This window comes from Pseudomonas fulva, assembly GCF_023517795.1.
In the GTDB taxonomy this organism is placed as follows: Bacteria; Pseudomonadota; Gammaproteobacteria; order Pseudomonadales; family Pseudomonadaceae; genus Aquipseudomonas; species Aquipseudomonas fulva_D.
The window spans coordinates 2,557,964-2,578,844 of sequence record NZ_CP082928.1 but is presented as its reverse complement, the minus strand read 5'-3'; the positions used below and the strand labels follow the sequence as shown (position 1 = coordinate 2,578,844).

The window sequence follows — 20,881 nt, the reverse complement described above, 5'->3', positions numbered from 1 at the left end:
TGCTGGTCGACAGTACAGCCGCCCGGATACCCCGACAGGGGGCATGACCGCCGGGTGCGAATTCATCAATGCGCGATCAGCCAGGATCGGCTCGAGTTGTCGCGCTACCACGGGAAGCCTGCATGCTCACTCGCCAGAAAATCAACGCCTCGGTGTCGCCGAAAGGCAGCCTGGAAACCCTCTCCCAGCGTGAAGTCCAGCAGCTGCGCGAAACCGGTTCGGGCAGCGTCTACGCGCTGTTTCGCCAGTGCGCCCTGGCGATCCTCAACACCGGCTCGCACAGCGACAACGCCAAGACCATCCTCGAGGCCTACCCGGACTTCGAAGTGAAGATCCACCAGCAGGACCGCGGTATCCGCCTGGAGCTGATCAACGCGCCGGCCGATGCCTTCGTCGATGGCGAGATGATCGCCAGCACCCGCGAGATGCTGTTCAGCGCCCTGCGCGACATCGTCTACACCCAGAGCGAGCTGGAGAACAAGCGGGTCGATGTGGACAGCTCCAGCGGCCTCACCGATTACGTGTTCCACCTGCTGCGCAACGCCCGCACCCTGCGCGCCGGCGCCGAGCCGAAGATGGTGGTGTGCTGGGGCGGCCACTCGATCAGCACCGAGGAATACAAGTACACCAAGAGGGTCGGCCACGAACTGGGCCTGCGAGCCCTGGACGTGTGCACCGGCTGCGGCCCGGGCGTGATGAAGGGGCCGATGAAGGGCGCCACCATTTCCCACGCCAAGCAGCGCATCCTCGGCGCCCGCTACCTGGGCCTGACCGAGCCGGGCATCATCGCCGCCGAAGCGCCGAACCCCATCGTCAACGAACTGGTGATCCTGCCGGACATCGAAAAGCGCCTGGAAGCCTTCGTGCGCCTCGGCCACGGCATCATCATCTTCCCCGGTGGCGCCGGCACGGCGGAGGAATTCCTGTATCTGCTGGGCATCCTCATGCACCCGGACAACGCCGAGCTGCCCTTCCCGCTGGTGCTCACCGGCCCGAAGAGCGCCGAGCCCTATCTGCAGCAGCTGCACGACTTCATCGGCGCCACCCTGGGCCGCGAAGCGCAGAACCGCTACGTGCTGATCCCCAACGACCCGGCTGCCGTGGCCCGCCATATGGCGGCCGGCATCAAGGCGGTCAAGCAGTTCCGCCGCGAGCGCAACGACGCCTTCCACTTCAACTGGCTGCTGAAGATCGACGAGAGCTTCCAGCACCCGTTCGAGCCGACCCACGACGCCATGGCGGGCCTCAACCTGACCCGCGAGCAGCCGACCCACGAACTGGCTGCCAACCTGCGCCGCGCCTTCTCCGGCATCGTCGCCGGCAACGTCAAGGCCCACGGTATCCAGCTGATCGAAGAGCACGGCCCTTACGAGCTGCGCGGTGACAAGAGCATCATGCAGCCCCTGGATCGCCTGCTGCAGGCCTTCGTCGAGCAGCACCGCATGAAGCTGCCGGGCGGCTCGGCCTACGTGCCGTGCTACCGGGTAGTCAGCTAGGCAGCGCCCCGCGCGAGGGCGCCGAGCCCTCGCTGCACTACCACTTACCTGCTCTGGAGACCACCATGGCACGTCCCGCTCCCCGCACGCTGCAGGTCATATCGTCGCGCTTTGTCACCCCGCATATGCTGCGCGTGACCTTGGGTGGCGGCGAGATCGACAGCTTCCCCGATGATCAGCAAAGCGCCTATATCAAGTTGATGTTCTCGGCCCCCGGCAGCGACAAGGACCTGGTGCGCACCTATACCGTGCGCCAGCAACGCGCCGACCAGTTCGACGTCGATTTCGTGCTGCACGAGGACGCCGGCCCGGCCTCGCAGTGGGCCAGGGACGCCAAGCCCGGCGACCGTATCGTCATTGGCGGGCCAGGGCCGAAGAAGCTGGTCGACAATAGCGCCGACTGGTTTCTGGTGATCGGCGACATGACCGCCCTGCCGGCGATCAGCGTGAACCTCGAGCAATTGCCGGCCGGCGCCCGCGGCCATGCCGTCATCGAGGTGATCGATGCCGAGGATATCCAGCCGCTGCGCCACCCCGCAGGCGTCGAGCTGCACTGGCTGGTCAACCCCCGTCCCGGCGAAAACAGCCGATTGCTGGTCGATCAGGTGCGTCAGCTGGAATGGCTGCCGGGGCGCCCGAGCATCTGGGCGGCCTGTGAGTTCAGCGGCATGCGCGCGTTGCGCCAGCACTTTCGTGAGGAGCGCCAGGTCGACCGCAAGGACCTGTATATCTCCAGTTACTGGAAGCTGGGCAGCAGCGAAGATCAACATAAAACCGTAAAACGCGAGGACGCCGAGGCGCAGGGCGAGTGATCGCCAAGGCCACCGGCCAATCGCTGCAACCCCCGAGTGACAAGGGATAGCGCGACACCGATTGGCGGCAAGTTGTGCCCAATGCCGCCAATCCTGTTACACTCGGGCCTTCCCGCCAGGCTTGCGCCCGGATGCTGCCCCCAGTGGCCAGCAGTACCGGACGGGATTGCACGCCCCACGTGCGATTCAAGCCAGGCACTACACCTATAGGGCCACGCCCTCACCAGACAGGATTGCACATGTCCTTTGCCTCCCTCGGTCTCTCCGAGGCTTTGGTCCGCGCGGTCGAAGCCGCCGGCTACACCCAGCCCACTCCGGTGCAACAGCGGGCCATCCCCGCCGCGTTGCAAGGTCGCGACCTGATGGTGGCGGCCCAGACGGGTACAGGTAAGACCGGCGGCTTCGCCCTGCCGATCCTCGAGCGGCTGTTCCCCAACGGCCATCCGGATCGCGAACAGCGCCACGGCCCGAAGCAGCCCCGCGTGCTGGTGCTCACCCCCACGCGCGAACTGGCTGCCCAGGTGCATGACAGCTTCAAGCTGTATGCCCGCGATTTGAAATTCGTCAGCGCCTGCATTTTCGGCGGCGTTGGCATGAACCCCCAAGTGCAGGCCCTGGCCAAGGGCGTCGACGTACTGGTCGCCTGCCCTGGCCGCCTGCTCGACCTGGCCGGGCAAGGCAGCGTCGACCTGTCCCACGTGGAAATCCTCGTGCTGGACGAAGCCGACCGCATGCTCGACATGGGCTTCATCCATGACGTGAAGAAGGTTCTTGCCCGCCTGCCGGCCAAGCGTCAGAACCTGCTGTTCTCGGCAACCTTCTCCAAGGACATCACCGACCTGGCCAGCAAGCTGCTGCATGACCCCGAGCGCATCGAGGTCACGCCGCCGAACACCACGGTCGAGCGCATCGAGCAGCGCGTGTTCCGCCTGCCGGCCAGCCACAAGCGTGCCCTGCTCGCTCACCTGGTCACCGCCGGCGCCTGGGAACAGGTGCTGGTCTTCACCCGAACCAAGCACGGCGCCAACCGCCTGGCCGAGTATCTGGAAAAGCATGGCCTGACCGCCGCGGCGATTCACGGCAACAAGAGCCAGAACGCGCGCACCAAGGCCCTGGCCGACTTCAAGGCCAACAAGGTGCGCATCCTGGTGGCCACCGATATTGCCGCCCGCGGCCTGGACATCGATCAGTTGCCTCACGTGGTCAACTTCGAACTGCCCAACGTCGAGGAAGACTACGTGCACCGCATCGGCCGTACCGGTCGTGCCGGCCGTAGCGGCGAAGCGATCTCGCTGGTCGCGCCGGACGAAGAGAAGCTGCTCAAGAGCATCGAGCGGATGACCAAGCAGAAGATCCCGGATGGCGATCTGATGGGCTTCGATGCCAGCAAGGTCGAGGCCGAGCGCCCGGAAGTGCGTGAGCCGCAGAAACCACGTCAGCCGCGTGGTGCCAAGGCCGAAGGCGAGCGCCAGAACGGCGGCCGTCGCGACAAGGGCAAGGATGGCGGCAAGGCGAAGAGCCAGCCCCAGGCCAAAGCCAAGCCGGCGCGCGGCCAGCAGCCACGCAGCCAGGCACGCCCTGCGCCGGCTGCAGGCGCTCCCGCCCTGCCACCGGATCGCGCGCCGGATGAATTTCGCGATGACGATATCGACAACTTCGGCAACCGTGTCGACTACGTGCCGACCCAGAACAAGCCGCAAGGCCGTGGCCGTCGCCAGGGCAACGGACAGAATGCCGGCGGCGGCGCTGGGCAGGCTCCACGTGGTCAGGGCAAAGGCCCGCGTACCGGTGGTGGTGGGGCCAATGGCGGCGGCAAACGTCAGAGCCAGGGTCAAGGTGGCGGTCGCAACCGCGGCGGCGACAACCGTGGCCGTGGCGCGCGTGACACCGTCACCACTTCGCTGAATCGCGATGAGCTGCCCCGTCGTGAAGGCCCGCGTCGTGACGCGCCCGAGAAGCAGCCGATCATCATGCACAAGGCTTCGCGCAGCGACCGTCTGCCGACCGCCGAACAGCTCGATCAGTTGCCCAGCAGCCGCCCTCGCGGCGAAAAGCCCGCGCTGCTGACCCGTAACCGCGACAGCGAGTAACGGCCGGCTGAATACCCAGGCTGCGGTCTGGGTATTTAGCAGGTACACAAACGAAAACGCCGGCTCAGAGCCGGCGTTTTTTGTTTTATGGGCTTACTTGCGTACGCCTTCCACGGAGATGATCAGCTCGACTTCCTGCGAAGCCGGGCCCAGGTCCTTCTCGATGTTGAAGTCTTTCAGCTTCAGCTTGGTGCTGCCCTCGAAGCCGGCACGGTAGCCGCCCCACGGGTCGTCGCCCTGGCCGATGAATTTGGCGGCGATCACCACCGGCTTGGTCACGCCGTTGAGGGTCAGGTCACCGGTGATGTCGGCAGTGCCCTCGCCGGTCGACTTGACCGAGGTGGACTTGAAGGTCGCGGTCGGGTTCTTGCTGACGTTGAGGAAGTCGGCGCTGCGGATGTGCTTGTCGCGCTCGGCGTGGTTGGTGTCGACGCTCTCGGTCTTCAGGGTTACCTCGACCTTGCTGGCTTCCGGGTTCTTCTCGTCGAAGGTGAAGGAGCCGTCGAAATCCTTGAACGTGCCGTACAGCCAGCTATAGCCCAGGTGGCTGATCTTGAAATTGACGAAGGCGTGCTGGCCTTTCTTGTCGATGGCGTAATCGGCAGCCATTGCGTGGCCGGCGCCCAGCAGTGCGGTACCCAGCGCCAGTGCAGCGAAAGTCTTCTTCAACATGGGAACTCCTTGTGAGATGAAATGAACGGCATTGCAGGGCAACGCCGCAACCGCAGGAAGATCAGCGCCCGAAGATACGCAACAGGGTGCGATCACGGTCGATGAAGTGGTGCTTCAACGCAGCCAGGCCATGCAGGACCGCAAAGATCACGATAGCCCAGGCCAGGTATTCATGGATCAGGCCGGCAACATCACCCTGATTGGGGATGCTGGTCACGCTCGCCGGCACTTCGAACCAGCCGAACACGCTGATGCCACGGCCATCGGCGGTGGAGATCAGGTAGCCGGAGGTCATCAGCACGAACAGCCCCAGGTAGAGGAAGCCATGCCCCAGCTTGCTGGCCACCCGCGTCAGCCGGCCGTGCTCGGCCAGGGCTGGCGGTGGCGGGCTGGCCAGGCGCCACAGCAGGCGCGCCAGCATGACCATGAACAGCAGGATGCCGATGCTCTTGTGGATGTTCGGCGCCGTCTGATACCAGCTGCTGTAGTAGCTCAGCCCGACCATCCAGAAGCCGAGGGCGAACAAACCGAATACCGCAACGGCCACCAGCCAATGCAGGGAAACGCTGATGAGACCGTATCGGAACGTAGAGTTACGCCACTGCATGGCCTGCTTCCAGAGTTGAGTTGGACAGAGATTAGCAACAAACCTATCGACTAATAGCAGAAATTATTGCTGTGAAATATCGAGAAAGACGATAGCTGTGCGCCACCTCCCGAGACCAATGAGCTTGGTCCCTGATTTCCTCATGCCGTTCAATGCGCCATACCTGAACGGTCGCTTCCAGCGGATCGGCGGTGATGGACCGCGAAAAACCCCGGGCACGCGCATCTGATAGGCTTGCCCGCTGACAATTGGGAGAGCGACTCGATGAGTAACCAACACTGGATGCAGCGTGACCTGGACGTCCTCTGGCACCCCTGTACACAGATGAAGGACCACGAGCGCCTGCCGCTGATTCCGATTCGCCGTGGCGAAGGCGTGTGGCTCGAAGATTTCGAGGGCAAGCGTTACCTGGATGCCGTCAGCTCGTGGTGGGTCAACGTGTTCGGCCATGCCAACCCGCGGATCGGTGAGCGCATCAAGCGGCAGGTCGATCAGCTCGAACACGTGATGCTCGCCGGTTTCAGCCACCAGCCGGTGGTGGAGCTGTCCGAACGTCTGGTGAAGATCACCCCGCAAGGCCTGAACCGGGTGTTCTATGCCGACAACGGCTCCTCGGGCATCGAGGTGGCGCTGAAGATGAGCTTTCACTACTGGCTCAACAGCGGCGCGCCTGCGAAGAAACGCTTCGTGACCCTGACCAACAGCTACCACGGCGAAACCGTGGCGGCGATGTCGGTGGGCGATGTCGCGCTGTTCACCGACACCTACAAGGCATTGCTGCTCGACACCCTCAAGGTGCCGAGCCCGGACTGCTACCTGCGCCCGGAGGGGGTGAGCTGGGAGGAGCACTCGCGGACGATGTTCGCCGCCATGGAGCAGACCCTGGCCGAGCACCACCACGAGGTGGCGGCGGTGATCGTCGAGCCGCTGATCCAGGGCGCGGGCGGCATGCGCATGTACCACCCGATCTACCTGACGCTGCTGCGCGAGGCCTGCGACCGCTACGGCGTGCACCTGATCCACGACGAGATCGCCGTCGGCTTCGGGCGTACCGGTACGCTGTTCGCCTGCGAGCAGGCCGGGATCACCCCGGACTTCCTGGTGTTGTCCAAGGCGCTGACCGGCGGCTATCTGCCGATGGCCGCGGTGCTGACCACCGACGAGGTCTACGCCGCGTTCTATGACGAGTACGCGACCCTGCGCGCCTTCCTGCATTCGCACACCTACACCGGCAACCCGCTGGCCTGCGCCGCGGCCCTGGCGACCCTGGATATCTTCGAGGAAGACGGCGTGATCGACGCCAACAAGCGGCTCGCCACGCGCATGGCCAGCGCCACCGCACACTTGGTCGATCACCCGCATGTGGCCGAGGTGCGCCAGACCGGCATGGCCCTGGCCATCGAGATGGTCCAGGACAAGGCCGGCAAGGTCGCCTACCCGTGGCAGGAGCGCCGCGGCCTCAGGGTGTACCAGCACGCCCTGACCCGCGGCGCCTTGCTGCGCCCCCTGGGCAGCGTGGTGTACTTCCTGCCGCCCTACGTGATCAGCGAAGAGCAGATCGACTTTCTCGCCGAGGTGGCCAGCGAAGGCATCGACCTGGCCACCCGCACCTCGGTCAGCGTGCCGGTTGCCGACACCCGCTACCCGGGCTTTCGTGATCCGGGCTGAAACGGCGGCGGGCTTCAGGCGGCCGGCTGCAAGCGGTAGACTGCACGCCTAAAGCCCGCCGCCGTAGCCGAAGCCCTTATGCGCCTGTCCCGTTTCTATATCGACGCCCCGCTTTCCCTTGGCCAGCACGAACTGCCCGAAGCCCAGGCCCATTACATCGGCCGGGTGCTGCGTCATGCCGCGGGCGATGCGGTGCAGCTGTTCGATGGCAGTGGCCAGGAGTTTCTTGGCGAGCTGGTCGAGGTGGGCAAGAAAACCGTGCGTGTCGAGCTGCGCGAACAGGTCGCCGGGCAGCCCGAGTCGCCGCTGCACGTCCACCTGGGCCAGGGCCTGTCGCGCGGTGAACGCATGGACTGGGCGATCCAGAAGGCCACCGAGCTCGGCGCCCAGGAGATCAGCCCGATCGTCAGCGCACGCTGCGAGGTGCGCCTAAAGGATGAACGCACCGACAAACGCATGGCCCACTGGCGCCAGGTGGCGATCAGTGCCTGCGAACAATGTGGCCGCTCGGTGGTTCCCGTGATTCATCCGCCCATCGCGCTGGATGACTGGCTTCAGCAAACCCAGGCGGATCTCAAGCTGGTGCTGCACCCCGTTGCCGAGCCGCTGAGCAGCCATGCCAGACCCGCTTCGCTGGCCTTCCTGATCGGTCCCGAAGGCGGCCTGGCCGATGCCGAGGTTGAACACGCCAAGGGCGCCGGCTTCCACGCCGCCCGCCTGGGGCCACGCGTGCTGCGCACGGAAACCGCGCCGGTTGCGGGCCTTGCCGTGGCCCAGCACCTGTGGGGCGATTTCTGACCCATCGCCGCTAAGCCTGTCGGTGAGTCGCGCAAAGCCACAAGAAATCCATGAGCAATTGGCTATCATCAGCAGGTGGCCCCGCGCCTGGCGGGCATGATGAGAAGCGAACCATGACTGACCGCTATTCGGGCACCCAGATCGCGCTGCACTGGCTCAGCGCCGTGCTGGTCATCTGCACCCTGTCGCTACCTTATGCCCAGGATCTGGTCGCCGACCTGCTCGGCGGCACCGGCGGGGTGTTCACCCTGCACAAATCCCTGGGCCTGACCATTCTGCTGCTGACCGTGCTGCGCCTGCTGGTGCGTGCTCGGCACGGTGCCCCCCGGTTGCTGGCGGACAGCGCCCGCTGGCAGCGCTCGGCGGCCAAGCTGGCCCATGGCACCCTGTACCTGTTGCTGCTGGCGATGCCGCTGAGTGGCCTGCTGTTCGGCAAACGCCAGCTGGAGCTGTTCTGGCTGCTGACCATCGATCCGTTGCCGGTCTCCGACAGCACCCGCGCCCTGGCACGCCAGTTTCATCTGACGGCCAAGTACCTGCTGTTCGCGCTGATTCTGGGCCACGCCTGCATGGCGCTCTGGCACCACTACCGGCTGCGCGACGGTGTGCTGGGGGCGATGCTGCCGCGGCGTAGCTGAGATTCCCCGCGCAACGCAGATGCCAGCGGCTGCTATCGATCGCGGCGTATTGACCAGATGCCGGTCAGATCAGCTCGGCATCGGCGAGCAACTGCTCCAGCCCTTGCAGATCGGGAATGCGCAGCACCGCATCCTCCATCTTCACGGCAGCCAGCTCCAGGGGCGCCAGTGCCACGTCAGCCCGCGGCAGGTCCTCGGTCACCCGCAGGGATCGGGGAATGCCCTGGACCAGCAGGGCGATGAACTTGACGTTGGCACGGCCGCCAAGGGCATTGAGGATGGCGATGCGGGCACCGCTGCCCACCACCGGCTGACCGCCACTGGCGGCCTCGAAACTGAGCAGCGGCAGACTCAGGTCGCGCCAGGCCACCTGGCCGAGGAACCAGTCCGGCATGCCGGCCATGGCCGGTGGCGCACGATAGGGAATCAGCTCGGCCACCGCCACGTTGGGCAGTAGCAGCGCGCGATCGGCCAGCGGCACGACCAGACCGGTCAGGCTGCTGACGCTGTTCTGGGTAACGACGGCTTGGCTCATGAAAACATCCTGTCAGACAGCGAACGAGGTAGGAGAAGAGTGCCGATCACCGACGCATTGCTCGGCGAGGTGCTCGACCAGCGCCGCCGCCAGCTCCCGCGGATCGGCGGTGAAACTGCTGTAGCCGCCCTCGCGCAGGCTGTCGGGCATGCTCGAGCAGGCGCAACTCTCGGCCCGCTGCGTCCAGATGATGCCGCCCTGGCGTTTCACATAGGCGGCCGCGGCGCTGCCGTCGCTGCCCATGCCACTGAAGGCGATCACGCCACTGCCTGCGGCGTAGCGCTGGGCCAGGTTGAGCATCATCTGGTCGATCGACGGGCTGTAGGGTTCCGGCCAGGAACGACTGGCGACACGCATGGCGCCGTCATCGGCAAAGGTCAGCTCGTTGCTGATCGGCACCACCACCACTTCGCCGCAGCGCAGGGCGTCGCCATCACGTACGGTGCCGACCCGCCACTGGCTGTGGCGGCCAACGGCCTGGGGCAGAGTGGCCTCGAAACTGGGATCGATATGCTGGGCATACAGGAAGGCCACCGGCAGGCCGCCCGGCAGCGCGTCGAGAAACGCCTTGACCGCCGCCGGCCCGCCCAGCGAGGCCGCCAGCAGCCACACCTGCCGGGCGGGTTCACCCGCCTGCAGCGGTGTGTTGGCCAGCAGCGCCGGCAATTCGATGCGACCGGGGCGCTGGGCTTCGGCCAGCACGCCATCCAGGCCGCCATCCGCGGCGGCCAGGGCGGGATCGCCGACCAGCTTCTTCAGTTTGCCGACCAGGCGGCGCTCCCAGCGCGGGTAGTGTTCGGAACTGCGCTCCGGCGCGTGGCCCTCGCCGAACAGCACGGGCACCTCGGCGTCGGCCATCAGGGTGTCGATCAGCGGCAGGTCATCGGACTGCATCAGGTCGACCAGCCACAGGTCCGCTTCACAAGCCTGCAACGCCGCATCATCGAGGCGCCCCGGATCGCTGTTGAGCACCACCTGATAGCCGTTGCTGCTCAGGGCCTGCTGCAGCACATGGCGCTGCAGCGACGTGTCGGCGATCACGGCGATACGTGCTGCACTGGATTGGCTCATGAGCGCTTGGTCCATTTCTCGATGGAGCCGAGCAACAGCGACTCCTGGTACGGCTTGCCGAGGTACTCGTTGACGCCGATGCTCATCGCCCGCTCACGGTGTTTCTCACCGGTACGCGAGGTGATCATGATGATCGGCAGGTCCTTGAGGCCTTCGTCGTGGCGAATCAGGTTGGCGACCTCGAAGCCGTCCATGCGCGGCATTTCGATGTCCAGCAGCATGATGTCGGGGCGATGCTCCTGCAGCTGGGCGATGGCATCGACCCCGTCCTTGGCGGTCAGCACGTTCATGCCGTTGCGCTCCAGCAGGCGGCTGGTGACCTTGCGCACGGTGACCGAGTCGTCCACCACCATGACCAGGGTCGGGCGCTCGACCTCGACGTCCGGCACGCTGCCGGCATCGGCCGCCAGACGCGGCCGGACCTGGTACTGCAGGTGGGCGTGCAGCTCGCGGATGGTCGCCAGCAGGTCGAGAATCACCACCACGCGACCGTCGCCGAGGATGGTCGCGCCGGAAATACCCGGGACCGTGGCGAACTGCGGGCCGAGGCTCTTCACCACGATCTCCCGCGAACCGGCCAGAGAGTCCACCTGCACGGCCACGGCGTGTTCGCTGGAACGCACCAGGATCACCGGCAGCGGCAGGCTCTGACCGACCAGCTTGGGATGCTGGCCGTTGTTCAGCAGGTCGCCCAGGTAACGCAGTTCGTAGGCTTGGCCGGCGTATTCGAAGCGCGGCGCATCGGGGCCGTAGTAGCTTTCCAGCTCGTAGGGCGACACGCGCACGATGCCTTCGATGGTGTTCAGCGGGATGGCGTAGAGGTCTTCGCCGGACAGCACCATCAGCGCCCGGTTGACCGAAACGGTGAACGGCAGGCGAATACGGAAGGTGGTGCCTTCGCCGCTGACCGAGTCGATGCTCATCGAACCACCGAGCTGCTTGACCTCGGCGTTGACCACGTCCATGCCCACACCGCGGCCGGAAATCTGCGTGACCTTCTCGGCGGTGGAGAACCCGGCCTCGAGAATGAACTGCAGGATCTCGTGCTCGCTGAGGTCGGCGCCCGCGTCCATCAGACCGCGCTCGATGGCCTTGCGGCGCACCGCATCGAGGTTGATGCCGGCACCGTCGTCGCTGAGCGTCAGCACGATGTCGCCGCCTTCACGGCCCAGCTCCAGGCGAATGCTGCCCTGCTCCGGCTTGCCGGCCTTGCTGCGCACCGCAGCACCCTCGATACCGTGGTCGACGGCGTTGCGCAGCATGTGTTCCAGCGGCGCGACGATACGCTCGAGCACCGTGCGGTCCATCTCGCCATCGGCGTTGCCGACGGTGAACTCGACCTGCTTGCCGAGTTCGCTGGCGACCTGGCGCACGATACGGCGCAGGCGCGGCACCAGGCGATCGAAGGGCACCATGCGCGTGCGCATCAGGCCTTCCTGCAGCTCGGTGTTGACCCGCGCCTGTTGCAGCAGCAGGGTTTCCGCGTCACGGTTACGCGAAGCCAGGGTTTCCTTGAGGTCCAGGAGGTCGGAGGCCGACTCGAACAGGGCTCGCGACAGCTGCTGCAGCTGGGAGTGGCGGTCCATCTCCAGCGGGTCGAACTCCTCGTAACCGGCGCGCTCGGCCTCGGCCTGGTAGCGGCTGAGGATCTGCGCCTGGGTTTCGGTATCCAGGCGGCGCAACTGATCGCGCACGCGGTCGATGGTGGCTTCCATCTCGCTCAGGGTGAAGCCGAAGTCGCTGACCTGCTGCTCGACGCGACCGCGGAAGATCGAGGTTTCACCGGCCAGGTTGACCAGGCCCTCGAGCAGATCGGCGGGCACCTTGACCAGCTCCTGCGGGGCACGCCGCGCGGCGGCCTCCTCGGCAGCCACTTCGGCGCGCTGCACGAACGGCAGCACGCGATTCTCCACCGCGGCCACCGGCAGTTCGCTGGCGGCGACGATGGACGTCACCGCCCGTGCCAGCGGCTGCTCCGGCTCGGCCGCCGGGCGTTCGTCCTGGGGTTGTTGCAGCAGGCGCGTACGCAGCTCGTCGAGACTCTTCTGCAGGCCCTCGAAGCCGGACTGCACGTCGAGGAACAGGCTGTCCGGCCAGGGCGCACCCTGGGTCTGGGCTTCGGTCAGGTGCTGCTCGAGGTCGTGACTCTGGTCACCCAGCTGCTTCTGCCCGGCCAGGCGCGCGCCCCCCTTCAAGGTGTGCAGGATGCGCAGCAGGTCGTCGATGCAACTGGCATCGTCACGCCGCTCTTCCCAGCGACCGATGCCGGCCTCCATGGCCTCGAGTAGGTCGTCGGCTTCCTCGAGGAAGATGTCGAGGATTTCGTCGCCGTCGGCATCGAAGGATTCTTGCGGCGCGGCGCTCAGGGGCACGGCGCGCGGCATGCTGAGCTGCTCGTCCGGGTTGGCGCGCAGGCGACGAATGGTCTCGATCAGCTCGTCGCCGTTCGGCACCTGGCGCTGCGAACGCACGGCGTCGAGCATTTCCGCGAGGCGGTCGTGACAGGCGTGGAGCAGTTCGAACAGCATCGGGCTGGGGCGCAGGCGGCCGTTGCCGAGGTCCTCATAGAGGAACTCCAGCTCGTGGGCCAGATCGCCGATTTCGCGGATCTCGGCCATCCGCGCACCACCCTTGAGGGTGTGCAGGTCACGTTGCAGGGATTCCAGATCGAGGCTGTTGTCGACATCGTCCATCCAGTGGCTCAGGGCCGCGCCGGCGCTGTCGATGATGTCGAAGCCTTCCTCGAGAAAGATCTCGACCAGCTCGGGATCGCGCTCGCTGTGCACAGCCCCCTGCGGCGCCGGTTCGGCATGCATCACCGGCGGCTCGGCCGGCGCCACGATGGGCTCGGCGATGGGCGCTTCGGGCTCCGGCTCGGGCCAGGCATCCGCGGGGTCGATCGCCTCGGGCGCCATCGCGGCGTAGGGCTCGGCGTATTGCTCGTCCTGGCCACCACGCTGGCGGAACTGGCGAATGGCGGCGACCAGCTCGTCGGCCGGCTGCGCCGGCTGGCGGGCCTGCAGGTTGGCGAGCATGGCGCCGAGCAGCCCATGGCCCTGCTGCACGCTGTCGGTGGCGAAGGGGGAAACGCCGTAGCGGCGATCCACCAGCCCTTCGTAGAGGGCTTCCAGTTCGTGGGCCAGTTCGCTGATCGGCGTCACGCCGGCCATGTTGGCACCACCCTTGAGGGTGTGCATGTCGCGTTGCAGCGACGACAGCAGCGTGCGGTTGTCCGGCTCTGCCAGCCAGCGCTGCAGGTTGCCGGCGGCACTGTCGAGGATATCGGCCGCCTCTTCGAGGAAGATCGACTCCAGCTCGTGGTCGTCCGACTCGGCGTCGTCGCCAGACTCGCCGAGCGGCTGTTCGGCAACTTCAGCGGCTTGCAGTTCGCGGGTCGCCTCCTCCAGCTCGACCACCTGCAGGCCCGGCACCTCGCCGGACAGCAGGGCCAGCTTGGCCGGGTCCAGCGCCTCGTCGAACAGCGCGCGCAAGGCGGCTACGCGCTCGGGGCAGGCGCTGACTTCGAGGCCGGCGGCCACCTGGTCCATCATGCTGACCAGCGCTTCGTGGGCCTGCTCGGCTTCGTCGAAGAAGCGCTCGCTGACCGCCAGGCTGCCGTCTTCCACGGCGCCATAGACGTCCAGCAGCGCTTCGCACAGCTCGTCGATCTGCGGCAGCTCGGCCATTTCCGCGCCGCGACCGAGGGTGGTCAGCTCTTCGAGCAGGGTATTGAGCTCCTGGCGCTCGGACGGCTGCGTGCGCCAGCGGCGCAGCAGGTCTTCGGCATCGAGCAGGATGTCCATGCCCTCGGCCAGGAAGATGCTGATCAGTTGCGGATCGCGGCTCTCGCCGTGCTCGTCCTGGCGCTGGCTCTGGGCGTGTTCGAGGCGCTGCTGGTGCAGTTGCTGCACGCGCTGCAGAAAGTCTTCGGTACCCGGAATCGGCCGCAGCGGGTCGCTTTCCAGCTGGGCCAGACCCTGACGGAACAGCGCCTGGGCCTCGACCAGCACCTCGGCTTCGGTCAGGTCCAGGGGCACCAGGTTGACCTTGAACTCCTTGACCATCTTCTCCAACGGCGCGGCCACTTCCGCCATCGGCAGGATGCCGGCCATGTAGGCACTGCCCTTGAGGGTGTGCAGGGCACGCTGCAGGTCATCGGTCACCGGCTGCGGCATTTCCCGGGCGCAGTCGTCGAGAAAGGCGGCCAGGGTGTCGAGGTGGTTTTCCGCCTCGTTGCGGAAGATCTCCAGCAACTGCGGGTCCAGCCCGGCCGGTTCGTCATGGGCCGGTGCGGCAGCCTCGATCTCGCCCGCGGGCTCGGCTACCGCAGCAGCCGGGGCGTCATGCTTTGGGAGGTTCAGCCCCTTGGCCAGGGCATGGGCGTCGGCCGCCAGGCGGTCGACGTCATCACGCTGGCGCTGGGCCTGGGCGGCGAACTCTTCGACCAGCTCGGGCGTCAGCGCGACGACCTGGTTGATCACCTGCTTGACCTCGTCACCCGGCTGGATGCTGCGGTCGAGCACCCGGTTGAGCAGGTTCTCGATCGACCACGCCAGCTCGCCGATGACCAGGGCGCGCACCATGCGGCCACTGCCCTTGAGGGTGTGGAAGGCGCGGCGGATCTCGGTCAACGCCTCGCGGTCGTCGGTGTCGGCGCACCAGCGCGGCAGGAACTCGGCGATGGTTTCCAGCACCTCGCCGGCTTCCTCGATGAATACCTCGCGCAGCTCCTCGTCGATGGGTTCCTCATCGGCAGGCGGCGGCAGCAGGCTGGGCGGCACATCCGCCGCCGGCGGGTTGATCGCCTGCACCGGTGCGGCCATCACATCGGCCATCGACAGGGGCTTTTCGCCCTCCGGCTCCTCGACCACGGGCGCCTCGGGCAAACCGGGCAGCTCGACTTCCGGCAACTGCAGGTCGGCCAGGTCGACTTCGTTCCACTGCGGTTCGCCGCTCCCATCCAGGTCCAGCGACTCGAGTTCCAGCGGCTGTTCTTCGAAGCCCTGGGCGGGCAGGTCGAGTAGCGGCAGCTCGGCGGCAGTCGGCTCGGCAGCACTCGGCTCGAGGCCGCTCTGCAGTTCGTCGAGCGACCACAGCTCGTCTTCGGCACGGCTGTGCGACTCGGGCGCGGCGGCCGGCTTATCGTCGAGATCGAAGGACCAGGTCTCGTCGGCGACGGATGCCGGTTGTTCGGCAACCGGCAGCATCTCCAGCTCGCCAAGCTCCAGCGGCTCGGCTGAGAGCAGGAAGTCGTCATCCTGCTTCGCGGTGCCCGGCGCTTCGTCCAGCAGCTCGCCGTCATCCAGCGACCAGGCATCATCGGCTACCGCGGCCTTGGCATCGGCGTAGGGGTCGTCGCCCAGTTCGCTCAGGTCGAGTGCGTAGGGGTCGGTCGCGGCGTCGGCGGGCTCAGGCGTCAGCGCCTGGGGCTGCTCGTCGACCAGCGACCAGCTGGTGGCCTGCGCTGTCTCGCTCAAGGTCTCGGTCGCCTGCTCGCCGGGCTCGATCACCTCGGCATGCAGCTCAGGCAGCTCGGCCGGCGCAGAAGCCTGGGGCTCGGCGGCTTGTTCATCCTGCGGCCAGTGCGTATCGGCCACATCGCCAGCCAGGTCGACCGCCTCACTGGACAGCTGCGGCTGTTCGAAAGCCGGCTCGTCCAGCAGGGGCAGCTCACCGGCAACCGGCTCGGCCGCTGCATCCGCCTCGGCGCCGTCGGCAGCGGGAGCAGCCAGCACGTCGATATCGTGCAGCGGATCGTCCAGCGGGGCCGGCTCGTCTTCGACGGGGGCGTCGAGGATCGAGGGCTTTTCCTGCAGTGGATAGCCCAGCGCGCCGAGGCTTTCCTCGGCAACGTCGAGAATCAGGTCGCCCTGGGTGGCGTGGTCTTCGGACAGGCGCTCCAGGTAATACTCGACGCTGGTGATGGCATCGGCCAGGGTGTCGAGGTTCTGCCAGTTCGGCACCGCCTTGCGGGCCAGCAGCTGTTCCTGGATGTAGCGGTTGCAGGCATTGAGCAGCGCCGCGGCACGCTCCAGCGGAATCATCGCCAGCCCGCCACGCACCTGGGTCAGCAGTTCCGGCACACGGGCCAGATGATCGTGATTCCACTGCGAGGCGATGAACTCGATGATCGCGTCCTTGGCCTGCTCCAGGCCGTTGCGCGCTTCCTTGATCACCAGCTGGTGGATCTGCCCGACATCGGTGGTAGGCAGGTGGCTTTCTTCGCGCTTGTTGCCCTCGTTCTGGCCGACCATGCCGGTCAGCGTCGCTTCGACGTAGAGCAGCGCACCGGCGACGTCCATCAGCACCGCGTCGCTTGGCGACTGGGTGCCTTCGGTGAGGGCGCGTACCACGTCGAGCTGGTCGACGATGACCTTGCGCGGCTGGGCGAAGCCGAGCACCGCCAGGGTGTCGGCGATCTGCTTGAGCGGCACCAGCAGCGCCTGTAGCTCGTTGACCTGGGCGCGGTCGCTGCGCACGAACAGGTCGAGGCTGTCCTTGACCCGCACCAGCTCCTCACAGAGCGCGGCCACCACCGAGCGCATGGCATCGCGGTCGGGGCCGGCCAGACGGGCCCGCTCCTCGTCGACCACGCCCTCGCCGGGCAGCGCTTCGTCGAGGTTGTAGCGCTCGCGCAGCACCCGGTTGCGCGGCGACTGCGACGAGGCCTTGGCGACGTAGAACAGCAGGTTCTTGGTGAGTTCGTCCGGCGCGCTCTGGTTGATGCCGTCGGCGCCCTGCTCGGTCAGGCGCTTGAGCTCCTTGTCGACCTGGCGCAGCAGCGTGCGCACCGAGGTGCCGTTGGCGATGCTGCCGTTGGACAGGCCCTCGACCACACCGGAGGCGATCTGCCACAGCGACTCCAGCGGCGAGTGCTTGCACAGGGTTTCCAGGCGCGCGAACACCCGCGCCATGTAACCGAGGTTGGTGCCCATGTCCTGCTGGCGGATGACCCCCACCAGCGCCACCTGCAGCATCTGCCGTAGCTTGCGCAGCAGGGCCGGCAGTTCGGCGGTGCGCAATTGGGTCAGCGACTCGGGCGACAAGGCCGCGGCACGGCTGGACAGATCCGGGGAGAACAGGCTGGTTTCCGACAGCAGCTTCTCGCCCCGCGCCGCGCGCAGGTCGTTGAGCAGCGGCAGCACCACCATGGGCAGGTCGCGGCGCGCGGTCTGGATGCGGTCCAGGTACACCGGCAGCTGCAGGATGGCCTGCATCAGCACTTCCAGCGCTTCGCCCTGGTTGGCCACGCGACCGTCGATCAGCGCCTGAGCCAGGTGCTCCATCTCCTCGGCGAGCAAGGCCGCGCCGAAGAACTCGACCATCTGCAGGGTGCCGTGAACCTGATGCACGTAGGTCTGGCAGAAGCGCATGCGCGTCGAATCCTGCGGATTCTCGACGAACGCCTCCAGTGCCTGTCGCGCCTGCTTCAGGGTTTCCGCGATTTCGCCCTTGACCCACTCCAGGGCGACATAGTCGTGCCGATCACCCATACACACTCCGTCTCTTAGCCCTTGCGGGTATACGCCAGCACTCGCTCATCGGCCACCGGAAGCATGTCCGGGTGCTGCCAGCCGACCACTTCACCGACCCCGATCACCAGCAAGCCACCCGGCGCCAGGCACTCGGCCAGGCGGTTGAGGATCTCGCGGCGTCGCCAGCGGCGAAAATAGATCAGCAAGTTCTGACAAAAAATAACGTCCATGCCGGTCATTGGCGCCTTGTCCAACTCCAGCACGTTGAGCCTGGCGCAGCACACCCGTGCGGCCAGTTCCGGCAAAACCTTGAAGCGTTCATCACCCTGGCGCGTGAAATAGCGCGCGCGCAGGTCTTCATCCAGCGGTTGCAGCCGGCGTCCGTCGTACAGGCCTTCCCGGGCCTTGGCCAGGGCGCTGCGGCTGATGTCGGTGCCGGTGACCCCGAATCGCCCCTGCGGCCCCAGCGCTTCGCTGGCACCGATGGCCAGCGAGTAGGCTTCCTCACCGCTCGAGCAGCCCACGCTCCAGATCGCCAGGGGCTTGTCCAGGCCCTGCTCGCCGCGCCGGGCGACGTAGGCCTGGTACACCTCGAACGAAGCCGGATGCCGGTAGAAACGGGTTTCCTGTACGGTCAGCCGATCCAGCAGGTTCGCCCATTCCACGGCGCCGCGCGGGCCATCGGTGACCTGCCGGTAGTAGCTGGCGTAGTCGGCGATGCCCAGTTCGCGCATGCGCGTGCTCAGGTTGGTCTGCAGAAACACCCGGCGCTGCTCGTTGACCACCATGCCCAGGCGCGCTTCCAGCAACTGCTGCCAGTCGCGGAACTCCGTGGCGGACATGTCCGCTACTGGCTGCAAGGCCCAGACGCCTGACTGCATGATGAAACCCTCGCTCGAGCACGCGACCGCCGCCTGGTGCATCGTTCAATGCGCCAGACGGCAGAGGATCACGCCTGCTCGCCGTCGTTTGGCAGGTTGAAACCGGACACCGAGTTGCGCATTTCACTGGCCATCTTGGCCAGGTTACCAATGCTCTTGGCGGTCGCGGTGGTACCGGACGAGGTCTGCGAGGTGATCTCCTGAATCACGTTCATGGTGTTGGAGATGTGGCCGGCAGACGATGCCTGCTGACGCGCCGCGTTGGAAATGTTCTGGATGAGTGCGGCGAGGGTCTTGGATACCTTCTCGATCTCTTCCAGGGCCACACCCGCGTCCTGCGCCAGGCGTGCACCGCGTACCACTTCGGAAGTGGTCTGCTCCATAGAGATGACCGCTTCGTTGGTGTCGGTCTGAATGGTCTTTACCAGCGCCTCGATCTGCTTGGTCGCGCCGGAGGAACGTTCGGCGAGGCGTTGTACCTCGTCCGCTACCACGGCGAAGCCGCGGCCGGCGTCACCGGCCATGGAGGCCTGGATCGCGGCGTTCAGGGCGAGGATGTTGGTCTGGTCGGCGATGTCGTTGATCAGGCTCACGATGTCACCGATCTCCTGGGACGATTCACCGAGACGCTTGATTCGCTTCGAGGTGTCCTGGATCTGCTCACGGATGTTGTCCATGCCGGTGATGGTGTTGTGTACGACTTCGTTGCCCTTGTTGGCGATGGCTACGGAGCGTTCCGCTACCGCGGAGGATTCCGAGGCGTTCGCCGATACCTGGTCAATCGACACGGCCATTTCGTTGATCGCCGCCGACGCCCCGGCGATTTCCTGGGCCTGGTGCTCGGAAGCCTCGGCCAGGTGCATGGCGGTAGCCTGGGTTTCCTGGGCGGCGCCAGCCACCTGCACGGCGGTCATGTTGATCGTCGCGACCAGTTCGCGCAGCTGGTCGATGGAATAGTTGATGGAGTCGGCGATGGCGCCGGTGAAGTCTTCGGTTACCGTCGCCGCCACCGTCAGGTCACCGTCGGCGAGGTCGGCGATCTCATCGAGCAGACGCAGAATCGCGGTCTGGTTACGTTCGTTCTTCTCGGCGGTTTCGGCCAGTCGACGGTTGGTCTCCTGCACCATCAACAGGCCGATGATCAGAATCGAACCCAGTGCCAGGGCGCCCAGCACGTAACCGGCGATGGTGTTCAGGGAGCGGCCGGAGGCCAGCCCTTCGAAGCCCTCGGACAGGGTCGAGGCCTTGTCGAGCAGGGTCTGCGAAACGGTGAAGATGGTGTTGGCCGATTCACGAACCTGGAACAGCTCCGGCGAGGTTTCGAGAATCTCGTCCACGGAACCGGAAATGAATTCGAACAGCTCGGAAATCTCCGCCAGACGTTCCAGGGCTTCCTGGTCGCTGACCTTGGTGATCTCCATGGCCGCGTTGCCTTCCTGCATGGCGTTGAGCACGCGACCGAACAGGCTGGCGTCGCGACCGAACATGTCGGCGGCCTGGACCGAATCCTGGTCACCGGCCAGCACCTTGTTCACCGAGCCGAGAATACGTTCGGCGAGCAGCGACTGACGCTGGGCAACCGATACCTGGGCAGCGGGCGCGCCGCTTTCCAGCAGGATGTCGACCACTTCCTCGTACTCGACCTGCAGCTGCGGAATGGTTTCGGCCAGGGTGGCGGCCACCTGGTGCAGCGACAGAACGGTCTGTTCACTGGCCAGAATGGCGTCGGCGTTCTGCCGCAGGGCATCCCAGTCCTGCTGCACGGCGGCCATCTGCGCCTGCACCGAGGCCGGCGCGGCGGGCAGGCCGGTCTGCGCGTTGCCATCGGTCAGGTAGGCCCAGCGGGTCTGGAAGTCGTTGCGCGCATCGCGCAACAGGGCGAAGGCTTCGGCCTTGCCCGCGGCGGATTCGGTGGCGTCCTTGGCGATACGCTGGGACAGTACGCGCAGCTCGCCCGCATGGCCGAGGTACTCGGTGTCGTAGTTGCTCTGCGTGTTCATGTACGCGAAGTTGGCGAACAGCATCACGATCGAAACGATCAGGACGACGAACAGCCCCGCCACGAGTGCACCGACCCGTGTCCCCGCCAGTACGTTGTTGGAGATTACTTTTTTCATTATCTGGCCCCCGCCTGGACC

Annotated in this window: 13 protein-coding genes; 6 read left to right on the top strand and 7 right to left on the bottom strand. The window is 66.2% G+C overall.

The window, feature by feature from the left end:
• The first annotated feature begins 122 nt into the window (after positions 1-122).
• From ppnN to K8U54_RS11595, 3 genes are all read left to right on the top strand, one after another.
• The gene (gene ppnN / locus K8U54_RS11605; RefSeq protein WP_249910249.1) at positions 123-1,496 is read left to right on the top strand and encodes a nucleotide 5'-monophosphate nucleosidase PpnN; all 1,374 of its coding nucleotides are present in this window, start codon (positions 123-125) and stop codon (positions 1,494-1,496) included.
• A 65-nt stretch (positions 1,497-1,561) separates the two neighbouring features.
• Positions 1,562-2,308, top strand: coding sequence for a siderophore-interacting protein (locus tag K8U54_RS11600; protein ID WP_249910248.1), 747 nt, complete (start codon positions 1,562-1,564; stop codon positions 2,306-2,308).
• A 239-nt stretch (positions 2,309-2,547) separates the two neighbouring features.
• On the top strand, positions 2,548-4,398 hold the full coding sequence (locus K8U54_RS11595; protein WP_249910247.1) for a DEAD/DEAH box helicase: 1,851 nt from the start codon (positions 2,548-2,550) through the stop codon (positions 4,396-4,398).
• A gap of 93 nt (positions 4,399-4,491) precedes the next feature.
• Here K8U54_RS11595 and K8U54_RS11590 read toward each other — a convergent pair whose 3' ends face one another.
• Both K8U54_RS11590 and K8U54_RS11585 read right to left on the bottom strand, forming a co-directional pair.
• Positions 4,492-5,070: a YceI family protein gene (locus K8U54_RS11590; protein WP_249910246.1), complete on the bottom strand. Its 579-nt coding sequence runs from the start codon at positions 5,068-5,070 to the stop codon at positions 4,492-4,494.
• 61 nt (positions 5,071-5,131) lie between these two features.
• Positions 5,132-5,677, bottom strand: a complete 546-nt coding sequence (locus K8U54_RS11585; RefSeq protein WP_249910245.1) for a cytochrome b — start codon at positions 5,675-5,677, stop codon at positions 5,132-5,134.
• A 264-nt stretch (positions 5,678-5,941) separates the two neighbouring features.
• Here K8U54_RS11585 and K8U54_RS11580 point away from each other — a divergent pair, with 264 nt between their 5' ends.
• From K8U54_RS11580 to K8U54_RS11570, 3 genes are all read left to right on the top strand, one after another.
• Positions 5,942-7,345 carry an adenosylmethionine--8-amino-7-oxononanoate transaminase gene (locus K8U54_RS11580; RefSeq protein ID WP_249910244.1) on the top strand — a complete coding sequence of 468 codons (1,404 nt, stop codon included), beginning with the start codon at positions 5,942-5,944 and terminating at the stop codon, positions 7,343-7,345.
• Positions 7,346-7,423: 78 nt separating this feature from the next.
• Positions 7,424-8,143 carry a 16S rRNA (uracil(1498)-N(3))-methyltransferase gene (locus K8U54_RS11575; RefSeq protein ID WP_249910243.1) on the top strand — a complete coding sequence of 240 codons (720 nt, stop codon included), beginning with the start codon at positions 7,424-7,426 and terminating at the stop codon, positions 8,141-8,143.
• 113 nt (positions 8,144-8,256) lie between these two features.
• Complete coding sequence (locus K8U54_RS11570; RefSeq protein WP_249910242.1) at positions 8,257-8,781, top strand: cytochrome b; 525 nt, start codon at positions 8,257-8,259, stop codon at positions 8,779-8,781.
• Between the two features lie 64 nt (positions 8,782-8,845).
• Here the strand turns inward: K8U54_RS11570 and K8U54_RS11565 are convergent, their stop codons facing one another.
• The 5 genes from K8U54_RS11565 to K8U54_RS11545 form a co-directional block, all read right to left on the bottom strand.
• Complete coding sequence (locus tag K8U54_RS11565; protein ID WP_249910241.1) at positions 8,846-9,316, bottom strand: chemotaxis protein CheW; 471 nt, start codon at positions 9,314-9,316, stop codon at positions 8,846-8,848.
• 12 nt (positions 9,317-9,328) lie between these two features.
• Positions 9,329-10,387: a chemotaxis protein CheB gene (locus tag K8U54_RS11560; protein ID WP_249910240.1), complete on the bottom strand. Its 1,059-nt coding sequence runs from the start codon at positions 10,385-10,387 to the stop codon at positions 9,329-9,331.
• A complete protein-coding gene (locus tag K8U54_RS11555) occupies positions 10,384-17,880 on the bottom strand; it encodes an Hpt domain-containing protein (RefSeq protein ID WP_249910239.1) in 7,497 nt (2,498 codons plus the stop codon). Before K8U54_RS11555 ends, K8U54_RS11560 begins: the two co-directional genes overlap by 4 nt.
• A 14-nt stretch (positions 17,881-17,894) precedes the next feature.
• A complete protein-coding gene (locus K8U54_RS11550; RefSeq protein WP_283939409.1) occupies positions 17,895-18,743 on the bottom strand; it encodes a CheR family methyltransferase in 849 nt (282 codons plus the stop codon).
• Positions 18,744-18,811: 68 nt separating this feature from the next.
• Positions 18,812-20,860, bottom strand: coding sequence for a methyl-accepting chemotaxis protein (locus tag K8U54_RS11545; RefSeq protein WP_249910238.1), 2,049 nt, complete (start codon positions 20,858-20,860; stop codon positions 18,812-18,814).
• Between the last annotated feature and the right edge of the window lie 21 nt (positions 20,861-20,881).